The organism is Pandoraea faecigallinarum (assembly GCF_001029105.3).
Lineage (GTDB): Bacteria > Pseudomonadota > Gammaproteobacteria > Burkholderiales > Burkholderiaceae > Pandoraea > Pandoraea faecigallinarum.
The window spans coordinates 657498-674143 of the sequence record NZ_CP011807.3 but is presented as its reverse complement, the minus strand read 5'-3'; the positions used below and the strand labels follow the sequence as shown (position 1 = coordinate 674143).

Genomic DNA, 16646 nt, shown 5'->3' with positions numbered 1-16646 from the left:
GTATCAGCCATTCAGCGGAATCAAAACAACAACCGCGAGTGGCCCCGCCGCGCGACGCTTTTATGCCGTCGCGCGGTTTCTGGCACCTTTGAGGAGACACCCCATGCCAGTCAGTCCCATCAACGTGACGGCGTTCATCGACCGGCATCGCATTTCGCCGTTCCAGATGATGATCGTCGTGCTCTGTTTCCTGATCGTTGCGATCGACGGCTTCGACACGGCCGCCATCGGCTTCATCGCCCCTGCCATCCGCGCCGAATGGTCGCTCTCCCCCGCGCACCTCGCCCCGCTGTTCGGCGCAGGCCTGGCGGGTCTGATGGCCGGTGCGTTCCTGTTCGGGCCGCTCGCCGACAAGCTGGGTCGCAAGACCATCCTCATCTTCTCGGTGTTGTTCTTCGGCGCGGCGAGTCTCGCATCGGCGTGGTCGGTGGAGTTGTGGCAACTCATCGCCCTGCGCTTTCTCACAGGCCTGGGTTTGGGCGGCGCCATGCCCAATGCGATTACGCTGACCTCCGAGTACTGCCCGGACTCGCGTCGCTCGTTCCTCGTCACCACGATGTTCTGCGGCTTCACGCTCGGCTCCGCGCTCGGCGGCCTGGCATCCGCCGGACTGATCGAGGCGTTCGGGTGGCGCTCGGTGCTGATCGTGGGCGGCGTCATGCCTATCGTGCTCGGTGTGATTCTGATGCGGGCGCTGCCGGAATCGGTGCGCTACCTCGTGATGGCAGGTAAGTCGCCGCAGCGTGTGGCGGCGTCGCTCCAGCGCATCGCGCCGCATGAGGATCTGCGGGGCGCGACCTTCAACGTGGCAGCCAAACCGGGGGCGACGTCGCCGGTGCGCCATCTGTTCAAACCGGAACTGCTGGGTGGCACATTGCTGTTCTGGGTGACGTTCTTCATGAGCCTGCTCGTCATCTACCTGCTCTCGAGCTGGCTGCCGACGCTGCTGCGCACGAACGGCCTCACGCTGCGCAACGCGGCCATCGTCACCGCCATGTTCCAGGTCGGCGGCACGCTGGGCGCCATCGTGCTCGGCTGGTTGATGGACCGCTTCAACCCACATTACGTGCTCGCGGCCGCCTACGTGCTGGCCGGTGCATGTGTGGCCGCCGTCGGCCCGCTGGCCAGTTCGCCGGTGCTCGCGTCGGTCGCCGTGTTCTGGGCCGGGTTCTGCGTCTCCGGCGGTCAGGTCGGGGCCAATGCGCTGTCCGCCGAGTTCTATCCGACGGACTGCCGCGCGACCGGCGTGAGCTGGGCCAACGGTGTCGGGCGTCTCGGCTCCGTGGTCGGGTCGGTGGGCGGGGCGTCGATGCTGGCCATGGGCTGGTCGATGCCGGCGCTGTTCGCAGCCATCGGTGTGCCTGCCGTGCTCGCGGGTCTCACCATGCTCACCCTCGGACGTCTGCGCCGCCGTCAAACGGCCGTCGCCCTCGAAGCGACCGCCTGAGACCGGGGGGATCCGCAGGCCGGTGCGCAATCCACCGCGGATCGGGATAGAGTGTGGTCTGACGGCGAAGGCGTGTCGCCTGCCCGGCGCCCGATGCCGTCGATCCACATTCCCCCTGACGGAGATTGAAGGTGTCGCTGCCTCCCCTGCTGGTCATTATCCCGATGCACCCCGAGCAGTTGTCCGAACTGCAAACCCGGTTCGACGTGATCTACCGCCCAAGCCACCATCCCACACCGCGGGGCTGGGGCCCGGACGGCGAGCGCGTGCGCTTCGTACTCACCAACGGCTCACGCGGCATGAGCGCGGCCGAACTCGCGCACCTGCCCAATGTCGAGCTGGTCAGCGCGCTGGGTGCGGGGTACGAGAATCTCGACGTGCCGGCCATGCGGGCGCGCAACATCGTTGCCGTCAACGGCGCGGGCGCCAATGCACCGACCGTTGCCGATCAGGGCTTTGCATTGCTGCTCGCCGTCATCCGTCGCATCCCCGAATACGACGCGGCCTGCCGCAAGGGTGTGTGGCGCGACGCACTCCCGATGCAACCCGGGGTTGCCGGCAAAAAGCTCGGGATCGTGGGATTGGGGGCGGTCGGGCGGCAATTCGCCAAACGCGGCGAAGGCTTCGATATGCAGATCGGTTACCGCAACCGCAATCGTCGTGAGGATCTGCCCGCGCATTACCGGTACTTCGACGACGTGCTGTCGCTCGCACAATGGGCCGACATTCTCGTCGTGACGGCGCCGGGCGGTCCCGAATCGCATCACATGATCGATGCGCACGTGCTGCGCGCCCTCGGCGAACACGGCTATCTGGTGAATCTCGGCCGCGGCAGTGTCGTGGACACCGCGGCGCTCGCCGATGCCTTGCGCCGCGGCGTGATCGCAGGCGCGGGTCTCGACGTCTACGAAGGCGAACCGTCGCCGCCCGCCGCGCTCATCGATTTGCAGAACATTGTGCTGAGTCCGCACGTCACCGGCCGCTCGCCCGAGGCGGAAGCGGCGACCCTTGCCATGTTCCTGGAAAATACGCGCCGGTATCAGGCGGGCGAAGCCGTGTTGACGCCGCTGTGAACGACCGCTCCGGACTCGCGACCGCCGCCTCCGCGACTCAGTGATTGTCGAGCCCGTCGATACTTCTCTCGGGCGACGGCGACAGCGTCACGCCGTCGTTGACGGGCTCGAACTCAATGCTGCTGCGGGCACTTCCCGCCGCGAACACGGTATCGCAAGTCGGACACTTCACTTCGGCATCCGAATGGAGATAGTCATGGAGCGACTGTACAGTCGGCTCACTGGCAACGACGGAAAAGCGTGTCTTGCAGGTAGGACAGACGACGAAACCGGTGTGGATCGACAACATGTCAGGCTCCTTTTCGTTCATCGTGTAAGCACGCGAGTCCGTGGACGGTGCCCTCAAGTCCCGCGCATTCCGGCCCCGTAGCGAGGACACCCGGGGGTCGCGATCGACGCTACAGCCAGTCGGTGCGGCGCGGACTTTTGCGCGTGGCGTCGACCGGCTCGCCGGGCGCGGCCGCCCGGTCGTTCGCCGCGACACCTACCGTTGGCTCGGCCCGCAATTCGGGGGCATCCTCCGCGCGCTCGGCGTTGACATCATGGGCGCGTTTGACGGGATCGAAATCGCGCCATTCGCCGCCCTCCCATACCCCATTGGCCCGTTCGATCTCGGCGGCGCCCGCATCGCGCAGCACGGCAATGGCCGTGTCTGCCGTGGACTCGCTCACATGAGTGGCAAGCATCACGCCCGCGTCTCTCATGCCTGCCTCGCGCGCCGGCACCCGCTCGCGGCTTCGCATGCGGGCGAGTGCGCCAAGAAACGCCCCGAGATACGCGCCCGCCATCATGCCGACGACCGGCACGAGCCAGAATCGCCATAGGGTGACGAACAGCAACGCGCCCAACGCCAGCCCGAACGCGCCCCCGGCAATCACGCCCTGTGCGGCGCCCTTTCCTGCCGGACGCGCTGCGGCGTGGGCGTCGACGTCGCCCCCCATCGGAAATTTGGCGTGCTGGCCGGTGGGATTGAGGAAAAAGACGGATACATCCGACGGCCGGAAAGCGCGGTCGTAGAGCCGGCTGGCCACGAGATTCGCCTGATCGAACGTTGTAAAGCGCCCTGCCACGATCATCGCCATCGCAACCTCCCTGAACTGGTTTCGGGTGAATTTCGCGGATCTTTCCAGATGGGATGAGGAGTTCACCGGTTTGTTTCATCAAGGAATCCTTACGGACCGTACGAACACATTGAGAAAATCAATGCCGGGGAACCGTCCCGGCATGCGACGAATCGCAACGACATGCGGCAATTGCGCCGCATCCGGGGTCGCCGCATCAAAGGGTGCGGCCTATACTGGCAAATCCGCACATACTGACCACTCGTGGCCCACACACTGCGGTGTCCCGGGACGTCAACTTCCACCACGCATCGAACGCCACATTGGGAGCATCTATGGCTCGCGCGATATGGAAAGGTGCCATCAGCTTCGGACTGGTCAACGTACCGGTTACGCTGTTTCCCGCTTCGACGACGCACAAGCTCGACCTCGACTGGCTCGACAAACGTACGATGTCGCCAGTGGGCTATAAGCGCGTCAACAAGGAGAACGGCAAGGAAGTGCCGCGCGACCAGATCGTGCACGGGTACGAGTACGAGAAGGGCAACTACGTTGTGCTCAGCGACGACGAGATCCGCACGGCCAATCCGGCGGCAACGCAAACGGTCGATATTCTCGCGTTCGTCGATGCGACGGACGTCTCGTTCATGTATCTCGACACGCCGTATTACCTCGTGCCCGAGCGCGGCGGTGCCAAGGCCTACGCGCTATTGCACGCGGCGCTCATCAGGGCGGGCAAGCTCGGCATCGCGCGCGTTGTCATGCATACGCGGGCGCACCTTGCCGTGCTCGCGCCGGCGGGCGACGCACTCGTGCTCGACACGCTGCGCTGGCAGGACGAGATGCGCGACCCCGCCGAAGTGGGGCTCACCAAGGAGAAGCTCGAAAAGCTGGCGGCACCCGGCGAGCGCGAGCTGGACATGGCCATCCGGCTGATCGACGAGATGTCGGGACCGTGGCGGCCGGGCGATTATCACGACACGTTCCAGGACGACCTCAAGGCCCTCATCGACCGCAAGATCGCGTCGGGCCAGACGCGCGAAATTGCGCAGATCGAAGCCAGCGCACCGAAGCTCGCCAGCAGCGGGAACGTCTCCGACCTGATGGCCCTGCTCAAGCAGAGCCTCGGAACGAAGGGCAAGCGCGAAGCCGCAGGAGCGGAGGCTGCCGAGGACGTCGAAGAGAAGATGCCGAAGCAGCAGGCGAGCCGGAAGACGGCTGCCAGGAAGACTGCCGCACGAGGCGGTAAATCCGGCACCAAGTCAGCGGGCAAGTCCACTGGCAAGTCCGCAAAGTCAAAGTGAGCACGGCGATGCCCAGACGCCCCACGCACCCGCCCGCCACCGCGAAGACAAGACGCGGCACGCCGGCCGACCCGCTTGCCGCCTACGACGCCAAACGCAACTTCGATGCGACGCCCGAGCCGCGCGGCAAGCGCGGCGCGAACACTCGGTCGCTTCGCTACGTCATCCAACGTCACGACGCAAGTCACCTGCACTACGACTTCCGCCTCGAACTCGACGGCACGCTACGCTCGTGGGCGCTGCCGAAGCAGCCAAGCCCGGACGTGACGCGTCCGCGTCTGGCCGTGCAGGTCGAAGATCACCCGCTGGCGTACGCCGATTTCCAAGGCGACATTCCCGCTGGCAACTACGGCGCGGGCCACGTCGACATCTGGGACAGCGGCACGTGGACGCCCGACGGCAACGCGAAGCGCGACTACGCCAACGGGAAGTTGTCGTTCACGTTGCATGGCGAGCGCCTGACAGGCCACTGGACGCTCGTGCGCACCGACAAGCCGGCCCGCCAGCCGCAGTGGCTGCTGATCCATCGGCACGACGAAGCCGCGCCAGCGCCGCGGGCTACGCCAAGGACGAAGGCAAAAGCGAAGGCGAAGCCGCTGGCCGTCACCCGCAAGTCCTCGGCAAAGCCGCCCGACGACATGCGTCCGATGTTGGCGACACTCGTCGATCAGGCACCCACGTCCGACGGGTGGCATGCAGAGCTCAAACTCGATGGTTATCGCATTCTGATTCGCATTGCTGGCGACGACATTCGCATTTTCACCCGCTCGGGACAAGACTGGACACATCGCTTTCGGCCCGCGGTCGACGCGTTGCGCAAGCGAGGGCTGCCCAATGCGTGGCTTGACGGAGAAGCCGTCGTCGCGAACGAACACGGCTTGCCGGACTTTCAGGCATTGCAGCGTGCGTTCGACGAAAACGCGCAGAGCGACATCGTCATTTATGTCTTCGACCTGCCCTGGTGCAACGGACAGGACTTGCGCGAGACGCCCCTGCGCGAGCGCCAGGCCACGCTCGCGTGCCTGTTCGAAGGCAGGCAGACGGATGCGGTTCGCGTGCTCCAGCCGGTGACTGGCGAGCTCGTGTCGCTGTGGCATGGTGCGTGCGAGGCGGGTCTCGAAGGCATCATGGTCAAGCGCGACGATTCGCCCTACGTCAGTGCACGAAGCGACGCGTGGCGCAAACTGAAGTGTTCGCAGCGCCAGGAGTTCGTCATCGTGGGATTCACCGAACCGGCGGGGGCGCGACACGGATTCGGTGCGCTGCTGCTGGGCTATTACGACAGCGACGGCAAGACGCTGCGCTACGCGGGCAAGGTCGGCACCGGCTTCGATACCGGCGCGCTGTTGCGCATGCGAAAGCAACTCGACGCCGTCGAAACGGCAAACCCGCCGTTATTCCCCGCGCCGCACCCGGGCGGTCGCGCGCCAGTGCATTGGGTGCGCCCGACGCTCGTCGCGGAAGTCCGCTTCGCCGAGTGGACGCGCGACGCCCATGTGCGCCAGGCCTCGTTCGTCGCCTTGCGCACGGACAAGCCGGCGAAGGACATTCGCCGGGAGATACGCCGCAATGGGTCCGCCAATTCAAAGGAGACGCCCTCCATGCCCAAGGCCAAATCGCAGACGTCGACAACCCGGTCTGCGCTGCCCGTGAAGATTTCGCACGGCGATCGCGTGATGGACACCCATTCGGGCGTGACCAAGGCGGCGTTGGCGGAGTACTACAACGCCGTCAGCCCGTGGATGCTTCCCCATCTCGCCGGCCGTCCCGTGGCGGTCCTTCGTGCGCCCGAGGGCATCGGCGGTGAGATGTTCTTCCAGAAGCACGCGGCCAAGACGATCGCCGGCGTGCACAGGCTCGACGCGTCGCTCGACCCCGATCACGAACCGCTGATGCAGATCGACGACACGACGGGTCTGGTCGGCGCGGTGCAAATGGGGTCGATGGAATTCCACACGTGGAATGCCCGCAGCGATCTGATCGAGCGCCCTGACCGCGTGATATTCGACCTGGACCCGGGCAAGGGCATCGCGTTCAGGCAGATTGTCGAAGGCGCGCAACTCCTTCGCGGGCTGCTGGACGAACTGGGCCTGATCGGCTTCGTCAAGACCAGCGGCGGCAAGGGACTGCATGTGGTGACGCCGCTGGCGCGACGCCACGAGTGGGAAATGGCCAAGGGATTCGCGCAAGCCGTGGCAAAGCACATGGCCCGTGTTTTCCCGGATCGCTTCACGGCGACGATGGGCCCGAAGCATCGCGTGGGCAAGTGCTTCATCGACTATCTGCGCAATTACCGCGGCGCGACGACAGTGTGCGCCTACTCGGCCCGCGCGCGCGAAGGCATGGCCGTCTCGATGCCGGTGCACTGGGACGAATTGTCCGCATTGCCCGGTGCCGACGCATGGACCGTGCGCAACGCCGTCGAGCGCCTCGAAGCCCTGAAGCAGGACCCGTGGGCGGACTACGGGAAGGCCGCGCAACAACGGGTGACGAAAGCGATGCTGGACCGGCTGGGGGATTGAGGCAGCGCACGTGAGCCAACCGACGGACGAAGCGGATATGACCGGGTATGCCGCGAACCGGAGCTTAGCTCCTGGTGGCCACATCGCCATCCTGTAGCCAGCGTCGCTTGTCTCTTAGCGGCGCTTCGCCGAACACGCGGGCGTATTCGCGGCTGAACTGGGAAGCGCTCTCGTAGCCTACCGCCTGCGCCGCGGCCGCCACGGCGATGTCGGCGGCGAAGATCAGGCGTCGCGCTTCCTGCAAGCGCAACTGTTTCTGATACTGCAACGGACTCATCGCCGTCACCAGTTTGAAATGGTGATGCAGCGACGACACGCTCATGTGCACCTGTTGCGCCAGCGTCTGTACACGCAATGGCTGGGCATAGTGCTCGCGCAACCAGCGCACCGCGTTCGCGATGCGGTTCATCTGACTGTCCTGCAACGCCATCTGACGTAGCAACACCCCTTGTCCGTTCATCAACAGCCGGTAGATGATCTCGCGCTTGATCATCGGCGCGAGAATCGGAATGTCGCGCGGCGTGTCGAGCAGGCGCAGAAGACGCAGCACTGCATCGAGCAACGCCGCATCGAGCCGATTGACGTACAGGCCGCGCCCGCACGGCGCCGTGGCGGGCGGCGGCAGATGCTCGTCGCCGATGAGCGAGGCAATGTCGTCGGCCACCAGATCGAGCCGCATGCCCAGATACGGCGACTGCTCGCTTGCCCCCGACACCTGCGCCACCACCGGCAAATGCACCGACGAGACGAGGTAATGCATCGGATCGTAGGCGTAATGCTCCTCGCCGATCTGCAAACGCTTCTCTCCCTGTGCGATGACCGCAAACGCCGGTTGCTGCAACGCGGGCTTCGGCCCGCCCGGATGCGACACGCGATGCACGAGCAGGCCCTCGACCGCCGTCGGCGACGTGCCCTCCAGACCGCGCGTCGCGCGCTCAAGCAACTGCACCAGCTCGGCACGCGCCGCGTGCGACGGATCGTGCGAGATCGCCTTCGCGGGTGCCGCCTCGCGAGGCGATGTCTTGACGAGATGCATGACGGTCTCTCCTGAATTCGAACCCGGTCGGCTGCGCATGAGCGCCGTGGGGCGACGGCGCAGCCTCGATCGGTCACAGGATACGCCTGTCAGGAAAAATTGCCCGATCCTCCGGCAGAGGATGGGCAAGAACAGGCAGGAATTCCGGAGAATCCGGCAAGAATCGACCGGGCGCACCCTTGACGAACGGCACGGATCGTCCGGTTGCAGGATCAGGCAGGAAATGCGCAGGAACGGGTACTGCTTGCCCGATAGCCCGGCGCGCATAATGCCTCCCATCCCGTGCATGCCGTCATCCCCACGGCGGCGGCCTGCGACGGGCGGCAAATTCAATGGAGCGATACCATGCGACAACGGAAACTCGGCAACACCGGCCTCTTCGTCTCGGAACTGTGCCTCGGCACGATGACCTTCGGCGGACAAGGCGATATGTGGAGCAAGATCGGGCAACTGCAGCAGAACGATGTCGACGCCCTCGTGGGCCGCGCACTCGACGCGGGAATCAACTTCATCGACACGGCAGACGTCTATTCGGAAGGCCAGTCGGAGAGCCTCACCGGTTAGGCGTTGCGCAACCTCAAGGTGCCGCGCGACAGCGTGGTCGTCGCCACGAAGGTCTTCGGCGTGACCGGCGCCCAAACCGGCAACTCGCGCGGTCTGTCCCGCTATCACATCATGGACGGCATCAAGGCCAGCCTCAAACGCCTGCAACTCGATCACATCGATCTGTATCAGGTCCACGGCTTCGATCCGGCCACCCCCATCGAAGAAACGCTCGGCGCGCTCGACACGCTGGTGCGTCAGGGACACGTGCGCTACGTCGGGGTTTCGAACTGGGCCGCGTGGCAAATCGCCAAGGCCCTGGGCATTTCGGCGCGTCTGAATCTGGCGAGCTTCGCCTCGCTTCAGGCGTACTACACCGTTGCGGGACGCGATCTGGAACGCGAAATCGTGCCGATGCTGCGCAGCGAAAATATCGGCCTGATGGTATGGAGTCCGCTCGCCGGCGGTCTGCTCTCAGGCAAGTACACACGCGACGGCCAGTCCGAAGACGGCGCACGCCGCCAGAGCTTCGACTTCCCGCCAGTCAATGTGGAGCGCGCCTACGACGTGATCGACGTCATGCGCGGCATCGCCGCCGAAAAGGGGGTGTCGGTCGCACAGATCGCGCTGGCCTGGCTGCTCGCCCAGCCGGTCGTCTCGACAGTCATCATCGGCGCCAAGCGGGCCGATCAGCTCGATGACAACATCGCCGCCACGCGCGTCACGCTAGGCGAGCGCGAGCTTTCGGCGATCAACGCGGCCAGCGCATTGCCGAGCGAGTATCCGGGCTGGATGCTCTCGCGTCAGGGCGACCCGCGTCGCGCGCAACTCGCCGAGGCCGGCCTGCTGTAAGCGGCGCGCACGCCGGCGGCGGCAAACGGCGCACCGCCATCACGGTGCGCCGTATTCATGCCGGCGTTACCTCAAGTTGCCGGAATGTGCGGCCTCAGAACGTGTGACGCATGCCCACGTTCACCCCCAACTGGCTGGTCCCCGGAGTCGGGGAGCCGCCCGCGCCGCCGGAACTGACGGAATAGGCCGCCTGCTCGCTGTTGCCCAGCCAGGCGAGTTGCGTGTACACCGCCGTGCGCTTCGACAGGAAGTACGTGCCGCGCAACGTCGCCATCGTCGCACGCGCATTCTGGCGCGCATTGAGCATGCGAAAGACCTCGCCGTCCACGGCAAATGCCGGAGTGAACTGATACAGCGCGCCGATGTAGAACATGTCGGAATTGACGTCCGCCACCGCGGCGGCCGCCGTCTGCACTCGGCGGCCCAGCCAGCCCGCGCCCGCCTTCCAGTTGCCGCCCTTCACATAGCCGTTCAACTGCCAGCGCGTGTCCTTGTCCGACGAACTCGTGAGCGGCACCGCCGCCGCACCGTTGAAAAAGTTCGCCGCCGCGCCGGCACCGCCGCGCTGCTCGTCCCACGCACCGGCCACGCCGAACCACGCCGTGTCGTATTTCAGCATCGCGGAGATCTGACGGCATGCCGTCATCTGGCCCGGCGTCTGGCCGGCGCAAGTGCCCTGCCCCGGCGAATTGCCGGTTCCGCCGCTGTCGCGTCCGAACGAGTAAGTGGCACCGATGCTCAAGCCCTGAAACACGCCCTTGTAGGCGATCGTGTTGTCGCTGCGCGCATTGGGAATGTAGCTGTCGAGCGAGCCGCTGCCGTAAAGATCCGGGCCGAGGATATCCGCGTCCGCCAACGCCCAGAACGTCATCGAGTACTGACGGCCGATGGACAGCGTGCCGTATTGATTCGAGAGTCCGACCCACGCCTGACGCCCGAACAGCCGTCCGCCCTGATTCAGATCGCCCGCGCGCACGTTGAAGCCGTTCTCGAGCATGAACAACGCGCGCAGACCGCCGCCCAGATCCTCGTCTGCACGCACCCCCCAGCGTGAGGGCAGCGAACCCGTGTTGGCGGGCATGCGCACCAGCGAACTGTTGTTGGCGCCGGCATGCGAGACGTATTCGATGCCGGTATCGAGAATGCCGTAGAGCGTCACGCTCTGGGCCGAGGCGGAAGTGGCGGCCATTGCGAGGCCGGCAGCCAGCGCGAGCGCCGGCAGTCCCTTGTGGGTCACGGTGATGTCTCCATGGATACGTGTGGTGGCCTGACCTGTGCCGGTCAGTTTGCAGCGCCGCTGCAGAGGCGTCGGGGGACGCGCGCTGCGGCGGGTACGTCATGGGCCAACGCGCGACGTTGGCCCTTGAGTTTCTGTCAGACGGTGCCGGGCGCCGGATTGGCCGCCGACGTGTCGAGCGAACCGTTGCGCCCCACGCGACGGCGCATTACCAGCATGAGACCCGCTGCGAGAAATGCGGGGACCGCCACGATCTGGAAGGCCTGGGCGGTGCTCGACGCCGTGGCGATGAGCACACCGCCGAGGCTCGACCCCAGGATGGAACCGAGACGCCCCACACCGAGCGCCCACGCCACGCCAGTGGCTCGCGAGGCGGTCGGGTAATAGGCGGCCGTCAGGGCATTGGCACCGGTTTGCGACCCCGCCACACCGAAGCCCGCGAGGAAGACGACGACCATCAGCCAGCCCGCCTGATGCGTGACCGACCCGAGAATGCACAGCGCAATGCCCGCCATCACATAAGACGCGGCCAGCACGCGGTACGGGCTCGTGCGGTCCATCGCGAAACCGATCATCACCGCGCCGACCGTGCCGCCGAGCGGCAGCATCGCGCCGATGCGCGCTGCTTCCGCGAGCGTGTAGCCCGAATCCTTGACGATCAGCGGCAACCAGCTCGTCAGCAGATAGAACGCGCACAGCGTGCAGAAGTACGTCGCCCAGAGCAGCAGCGTACCCACGAAGTAGCGACGCGTGAACAATCCGCCGACCGCCGAGCTGGCCGCGCCCGCGGGCGCCGCTTCAGGGTCGATACGTGTGAGCGCCGGGTCGATGTGACGCGCGATTGCCAGCAGTTGCTCGCCACGGTCGCCTCGCGCCGCCAGATAGCGCATGGACTCCGGCAGCCAGCGCATGAGGACCGGCACCACCAGCAGCGGCACCACGCCACCGGCGATCAGCACGCCGCGCCAGCCGATGTGCGGCAGCGTCTGCGCAACGATCTCGCCGCCAACGGCGAAACCCAGGGTGAAACCGCAGAAGGTTGCCGTCACGAGTAACGAGCGCATGCGCTCGGCGCAGTATTCCGAACTGAGCGTGATGGCGTTGGGCATGGCGCCACCGAGGCCGATGCCCGTGATGAAGCGCAATACGGCCAGCTCCGTCGGGCTATGCACGTACGCCGACGCGATACTGCCGAGCGCGAACAGGACCACCGAGAGAATCAGCACGCGCTTGCGACCAATGCGGTCGGCAAGCGGGCCGAAGATGAAGCAGCCGAGCATCAGGCCGCCAAGTCCGGCGCCGAACACCGTGCCGAGGCTCGTCGTCGCCATCGCCCATTCGCTGCGAATTGCCGGGGCGAGATAACCGATGGCGGCGGTGTCGAAACCGTCCAGTGTGACGATCAGAAAGCATAGGGCGATCACACGCCATTGAAACGGCGTAATGCCCCTGCGGTTCATCAAGGCGGATATTTCCATGTCTGTCTCCTGTGCGGTCACGACCGCAGACTGAGCGGCGGGTCGTGGCGTCTGTCTTGGATGCGACGCTCTGTAACGACTCCGCTGCCGGTTGAGTGCGCGCCGGGCGCGCCGGGGGCGGTTACATCGAAAACGCTGATGTCATGTGTGCACTTCGGGATCGCCTGCCGACAGGTACTCCCACATGCGTTCGATGATCCGGCCCGAACGCGTGGCGCGCGCCGCACATTCGGCGGGGTCGAGCACGGCGGCGGGCATGGTGGCTTCGAGTGCGAGCACGTCGAGGTCCACACGTGCAGCATCTTCGAGGTACCACGTGAGGGCGACCATCGCTTCGAGCGTATCGGCGGCGACGACCGCACCGTTGCCCCGCATCACGACAGCGGCGTTCGTGCCCATCGTGTCGATGACCGCAGCGGCCTGCTCGTCGGAGCGGATCAGTTGCGGGTCGTCCCACAGCGGCACGCCCGGAGCGAAGTAGGTTCCCGGGCCGTGCAGTGCGCGCGGCGTACGGCGCAGCGTCGAGAGCGACATCGTCCGGGGCGGCATGGTGCGCGCCACGGCGCCAATCGCGGGACGCGCGCGGTAAATGTGCTGATGCAGGCGAACTTCGCCCAGCACGCCGTCGGGCAGCGGTGCGTCGATCGGCACGACGGTACCCCTCTCGCCGACACCGATCAGTCCCATCGGACGCGCCGCGCAGACGACGAAGTGCCCGGCGTCGATGCGTGCGCTGCAATGCCCGTAGGCGTGCGCCAACCCGGCGCGAGCGAGCGTGCGGGCAGCGACACGCACGGCACGGTCAAGGTCGTCGATGCCGGCGAAGGTCGGAATGCCGGCAGCGTCGAGCGTGGTTCGATTCATGGATATACCGCCGGACAGGTCAGGACGAAAACTCGGGAATCTCGGGCTTGGCGCCCCACATGCAGAACCCGGTCGGATCGAACGGGAACTGACGCGGCACATAGGTCGCCTCGTCTTCCGGCGCAATGGTGCGCACGCCCGTCGAATACTCGTAGACCATGCCGTCCGGCCCGGCGAAGTACAGGAACATCGCGTGCGACGTCGGGTGACGCCCCGGGCCGAAGCGAATCGGCACGCCCTGCTCGCGCAGGAAGTACCACGAGCGCATCAGGTCGTCGATGCCGTTCACCTGAAAATTCACGTGCTGGATGCCCGCTCGCCTGGCCGGGAACAGCGCGATCTTGTGATGCACTTCGTCGATGCGCAGCAGCGGTGCGTCTCCGATGCGGTCTGACACACGTGCGTTGCACACGCTCGTCCAGAACGCTTCGTCGCGACGTGCATCGGTGGTGCACAGGCCCACATGACTAAACGAATCGATGCCCGCATCGCGCTCGCCGTGATAGCCGCGTCCCGTCTGCGCCGCACGCAACACCAGTTCGATCCGGTTGCCCGTGGGATCGCGAAACGTGAGGAAATCGCCCACGCGACGCAGGTCGGCCTCGTCGCGCGTGCCGCGGCGAAACTCGATGCGCATGGCGTCGAGCTGAGCCGCGGCGGCATCGAAATGAGCTTCGCTGGCGACGTCGAACGCCACCGTGTGGTCGGCCGGATCACCTTCGAAGTAGCACACCGAATGATCGCGGCTGTCGCTGCGAAGGAATACGTGCCCGGCTTCGCGACGCACCTCCTGCAACCCGAGAATGGTGCGCGCATAACGCGTGGCACCTTCGAGGTCGCACGTGCCCAGCCGCACGTAACGAATGTCGTGCAGATTGATCACCGCTTGTCTCCTGCGGATATTGTTCGTGTTCCGGACGGTTGTCCGGCGACGTCGGATCGATGACTTCAGCCCGATGACTTCAGCTCCGTGACTTAAGCTCCATGACTTAAGCCCGACGACGTCGGTGTCGTGAGAGATACGATAAGGACGCGCGCCACATGACGCCAACAAATTACGTAAATGCGCGGTATTTACGGCGTGAATCAGGCATGCAGCATGGCGCCGGGCAGTGCGTCACTCGCATCAGGCGGGCGGACGTGGGCGCCGGAGAGGGCGGCAAGCCGGCGAAGCGGCTCAGTCTTCGCCGTGGAACAGGCGGAAGATCGTGTTGCGCAGCCAGCGATGGCCGGCGTCGGTGTGAAAACGTTCGTGCCAGAGTTGCGAGATGTCGAACTCAGGACCGTCGAACGGGAGCGCGTATGTTTGCAGTCCGGCGTTGACCTTGAGAGCGCGGCCCAGGCGCGTGGGCACGCACACCACCAGATCGCTCGCGGCGATGAGCGCGGAGAGTCCCATCGAATGCGCCATGCGCAACGCAACGTGGCGCTGATGGCCCGAGCGGGCGAACCACTGCTCGACGGCCGTCTCGAAAACGTCGTGGTGTCCGGCCGTCGGGCGATAGACGGCATGCGCGGCGTTGAGGAAACTCTCGACCGTCAGTTCGCCGTGGATCGTGGGATGACCCTCACGCACGAGCGCGACGTAATGCTCGCGGAACAGGCGCTGCTGATGAAAACCCGCCGAGAAGCGCGTGAACAGTCCGAGCGTGAGATCGATGTCGCCCATCGCCATGGCGTTCTGCGCTTCGCGCGGCGTGGTGTCGACGGTGACGATGCGCACGCCGGGTGCCTCCACCGCGAGCGTGGCCATGAGCTTCGGCATGAAGATCAGCTGGCCGATATCGCTCAGATACAGACGGAAAGTGCGCTGCGCCCTGGCGGGAACGAAGTCCTGCGGCGCTTCGATGGCGCCGCGGATCAGTCCGAGGCCTTCGGTGACGGGTCCCGCCAGCGAGCTGGCGAGGTCGGTCGGGAGCATGCCCTGCGGCGTCTTGACGAACAGCGGATCTCCGAACGCCAGTCGCAGCCGCTTGAGCGCATTGCTCACCGCCGACTGCGTGAGGTTCAGTTCCTCGGCCGTGATCGTCGTGCTGCGCGTGCGCAGCAGCGACTCGAACACGAGCAACAGATTCAGATCGAGCGAGCGTAAGTTCATCCCCAGCCGTGCAGTTCTGCCAAAAGCGTCCCGCATTTTAGGCAACGCGCCGCCGCGCGGGCAGTGCGGGAAACCCCGCCCATGTATACCGTCGCGCTCGTGGTATTCACGTGCGCGCGCCTTGCGCATCCTCGCGGGCGCGGGCATGCAGACGCGCGATCACTTCGAGCACCTCGGGACGCTTCTCGCGCTTGGCCGTCACGACGTGATACTGCAACGGGCATGCGACCTCGAAGTCGGACAAGCGCACGAGACCGCTGCGTGCGATCCAGTGATGCGCCAGCGGCGCACGGGCAAGCGCGATGCCCAGCCCGGCTTCGGCGGCAGCGAGCACGACCGTGTAGTCTTCGAAGCGACGATCGCGCGCACGCGGGCGCAGCGACACGCCCTGCGCGCCGCACCACGCGCGCCAGCCGGTCAGGTCGGAATCGTGCAGCAACGGCATGGCGAGCATCTCCGACGCGCTCGCGCCTTTCAGGCGCCTCGCCACGGCAGGCGATGCGACGGGGTACAGCGTCTCGCTCATCAACGGCTCGGCATCGACACTGGCCCATCCGCCGCGCCCGTAGCGCAGCGCAATGTCGACTTCGCCCGCACCGACGTCGGCATTGCGATGTTCTGTCGTGACCTGAATGTCGATGTGCGGCTCACCGGCTTCAAGCGATGGCAACCGTGTCAGCAACCACAGTTTGGCAAACGACGGCACAACGCTCAGCCGCACGGCCGGCACTTTGCGCGACTGATGCCACTGATCGGCCGCCGCATCGATCACATCGAACGCATGTTCGATGCGTCCCAGGAACCGCTGCCCGTCGCACGTCAGACTCACGCCCCGGGCGTGGCGCTCGAAGAGCGCACAACCCAGCCAGTTTTCGACGGCGGCGATCCGGCGGCTGATCGCGCCGTGTGTGAGACCGCTGGCGTCGGCGGCCGCCGTGAACGAGCCGTGACGCGCTACCAGGCAAACGGTTTCGAGATTCGCCAGCGGCGGACGGGCACGGAGCTCGGAGGTCATGGGACGCGGGAGAAATCAGGGACGGATGACGGTGGACGCAGCGACGGCAAGCTGTGAGCATGACTCACGGCTCGCCTTCGATTTGTGCAGTAGCTTATCACCGCGCGAGTACGGCA

12 protein-coding genes and 2 pseudogenes are annotated in these 16646 nt (G+C 65.8%); 5 read left to right on the top strand and 9 right to left on the bottom strand.

Annotated features, from left to right (window positions below):
- The first annotated feature begins 103 nt into the window (after positions 1 to 103).
- Together AB870_RS03070 and AB870_RS03065 are read left to right on the top strand one after the other, a co-directional pair.
- Positions 104 to 1447, top strand: coding sequence for an MFS transporter (locus AB870_RS03070; protein ID WP_047906891.1), 1344 nt, complete (start codon positions 104 to 106; stop codon positions 1445 to 1447).
- Between the two features lie 164 nt (positions 1448 to 1611).
- Positions 1612 to 2520 (top strand): 2-hydroxyacid dehydrogenase, encoded by a 909-nt coding sequence (locus tag AB870_RS03065; RefSeq protein WP_047908736.1) that lies wholly within the window; start codon positions 1612 to 1614, stop codon positions 2518 to 2520.
- 37 nt (positions 2521 to 2557) lie between these two features.
- Here AB870_RS03065 and AB870_RS03060 read toward each other — a convergent pair whose 3' ends face one another.
- Together AB870_RS03060 and AB870_RS03055 are read right to left on the bottom strand one after the other, a co-directional pair.
- Positions 2558 to 2809: a zinc ribbon domain-containing protein gene (locus AB870_RS03060; protein WP_064674755.1), complete on the bottom strand. Its 252-nt coding sequence runs from the start codon at positions 2807 to 2809 to the stop codon at positions 2558 to 2560.
- Positions 2810 to 3071: 262 nt separating this feature from the next.
- Positions 3072 to 3602: pseudogene (locus AB870_RS03055) on the bottom strand (hypothetical protein); the annotation flags it as partial.
- Between the two features lie 314 nt (positions 3603 to 3916).
- Between AB870_RS03055 and ku the strand changes: the two are divergent.
- Both ku and ligD read left to right on the top strand, forming a co-directional pair.
- The gene (gene ku, locus AB870_RS03050; protein WP_047906889.1) at positions 3917 to 4885 is read left to right on the top strand and encodes a non-homologous end joining protein Ku; all 969 of its coding nucleotides are present in this window, start codon (positions 3917 to 3919) and stop codon (positions 4883 to 4885) included.
- A gap of 8 nt (positions 4886 to 4893) precedes the next feature.
- Complete coding sequence (gene ligD, locus AB870_RS03045) at positions 4894 to 7407, top strand: DNA ligase D (protein WP_047908734.1); 2514 nt, start codon at positions 4894 to 4896, stop codon at positions 7405 to 7407.
- A 64-nt stretch (positions 7408 to 7471) separates the two neighbouring features.
- Here ligD and AB870_RS03040 read toward each other — a convergent pair whose 3' ends face one another.
- Entirely contained in the window at positions 7472 to 8443 is a 972-nt protein-coding gene (locus AB870_RS03040; RefSeq protein WP_084663270.1) for an AraC family transcriptional regulator, read from the bottom strand.
- Positions 8444 to 8788: 345 nt separating this feature from the next.
- Here AB870_RS03040 and AB870_RS03035 point away from each other — a divergent pair.
- Positions 8789 to 9838, top strand: a pseudogene (locus tag AB870_RS03035) (aldo/keto reductase).
- A gap of 94 nt (positions 9839 to 9932) precedes the next feature.
- On the opposite strand, the gene AB870_RS03030 reads toward AB870_RS03035, so the two are convergent.
- From AB870_RS03030 to AB870_RS03005, 6 genes are all read right to left on the bottom strand, one after another.
- A complete protein-coding gene (locus tag AB870_RS03030) occupies positions 9933 to 11027 on the bottom strand; it encodes a porin (RefSeq protein ID WP_047908732.1) in 1095 nt (364 codons plus the stop codon).
- Between the two features lie 185 nt (positions 11028 to 11212).
- Complete coding sequence (locus AB870_RS03025) at positions 11213 to 12553, bottom strand: MFS transporter (RefSeq protein WP_047906888.1); 1341 nt, start codon at positions 12551 to 12553, stop codon at positions 11213 to 11215.
- Positions 12554 to 12694: 141 nt separating this feature from the next.
- A complete protein-coding gene (locus AB870_RS03020) occupies positions 12695 to 13417 on the bottom strand; it encodes a class II aldolase/adducin family protein (protein WP_084663268.1) in 723 nt (240 codons plus the stop codon).
- A gap of 19 nt (positions 13418 to 13436) precedes the next feature.
- Positions 13437 to 14300: a VOC family protein gene (locus AB870_RS03015; protein WP_047906887.1), complete on the bottom strand. Its 864-nt coding sequence runs from the start codon at positions 14298 to 14300 to the stop codon at positions 13437 to 13439.
- A gap of 294 nt (positions 14301 to 14594) precedes the next feature.
- Positions 14595 to 15515, bottom strand: a complete 921-nt coding sequence (locus tag AB870_RS03010; RefSeq protein ID WP_047906886.1) for a LysR family transcriptional regulator — start codon at positions 15513 to 15515, stop codon at positions 14595 to 14597.
- Between the two features lie 106 nt (positions 15516 to 15621).
- Positions 15622 to 16530, bottom strand: coding sequence for a LysR substrate-binding domain-containing protein (locus AB870_RS03005; protein ID WP_047906885.1), 909 nt, complete (start codon positions 16528 to 16530; stop codon positions 15622 to 15624).
- Between the last annotated feature and the right edge of the window lie 116 nt (positions 16531 to 16646).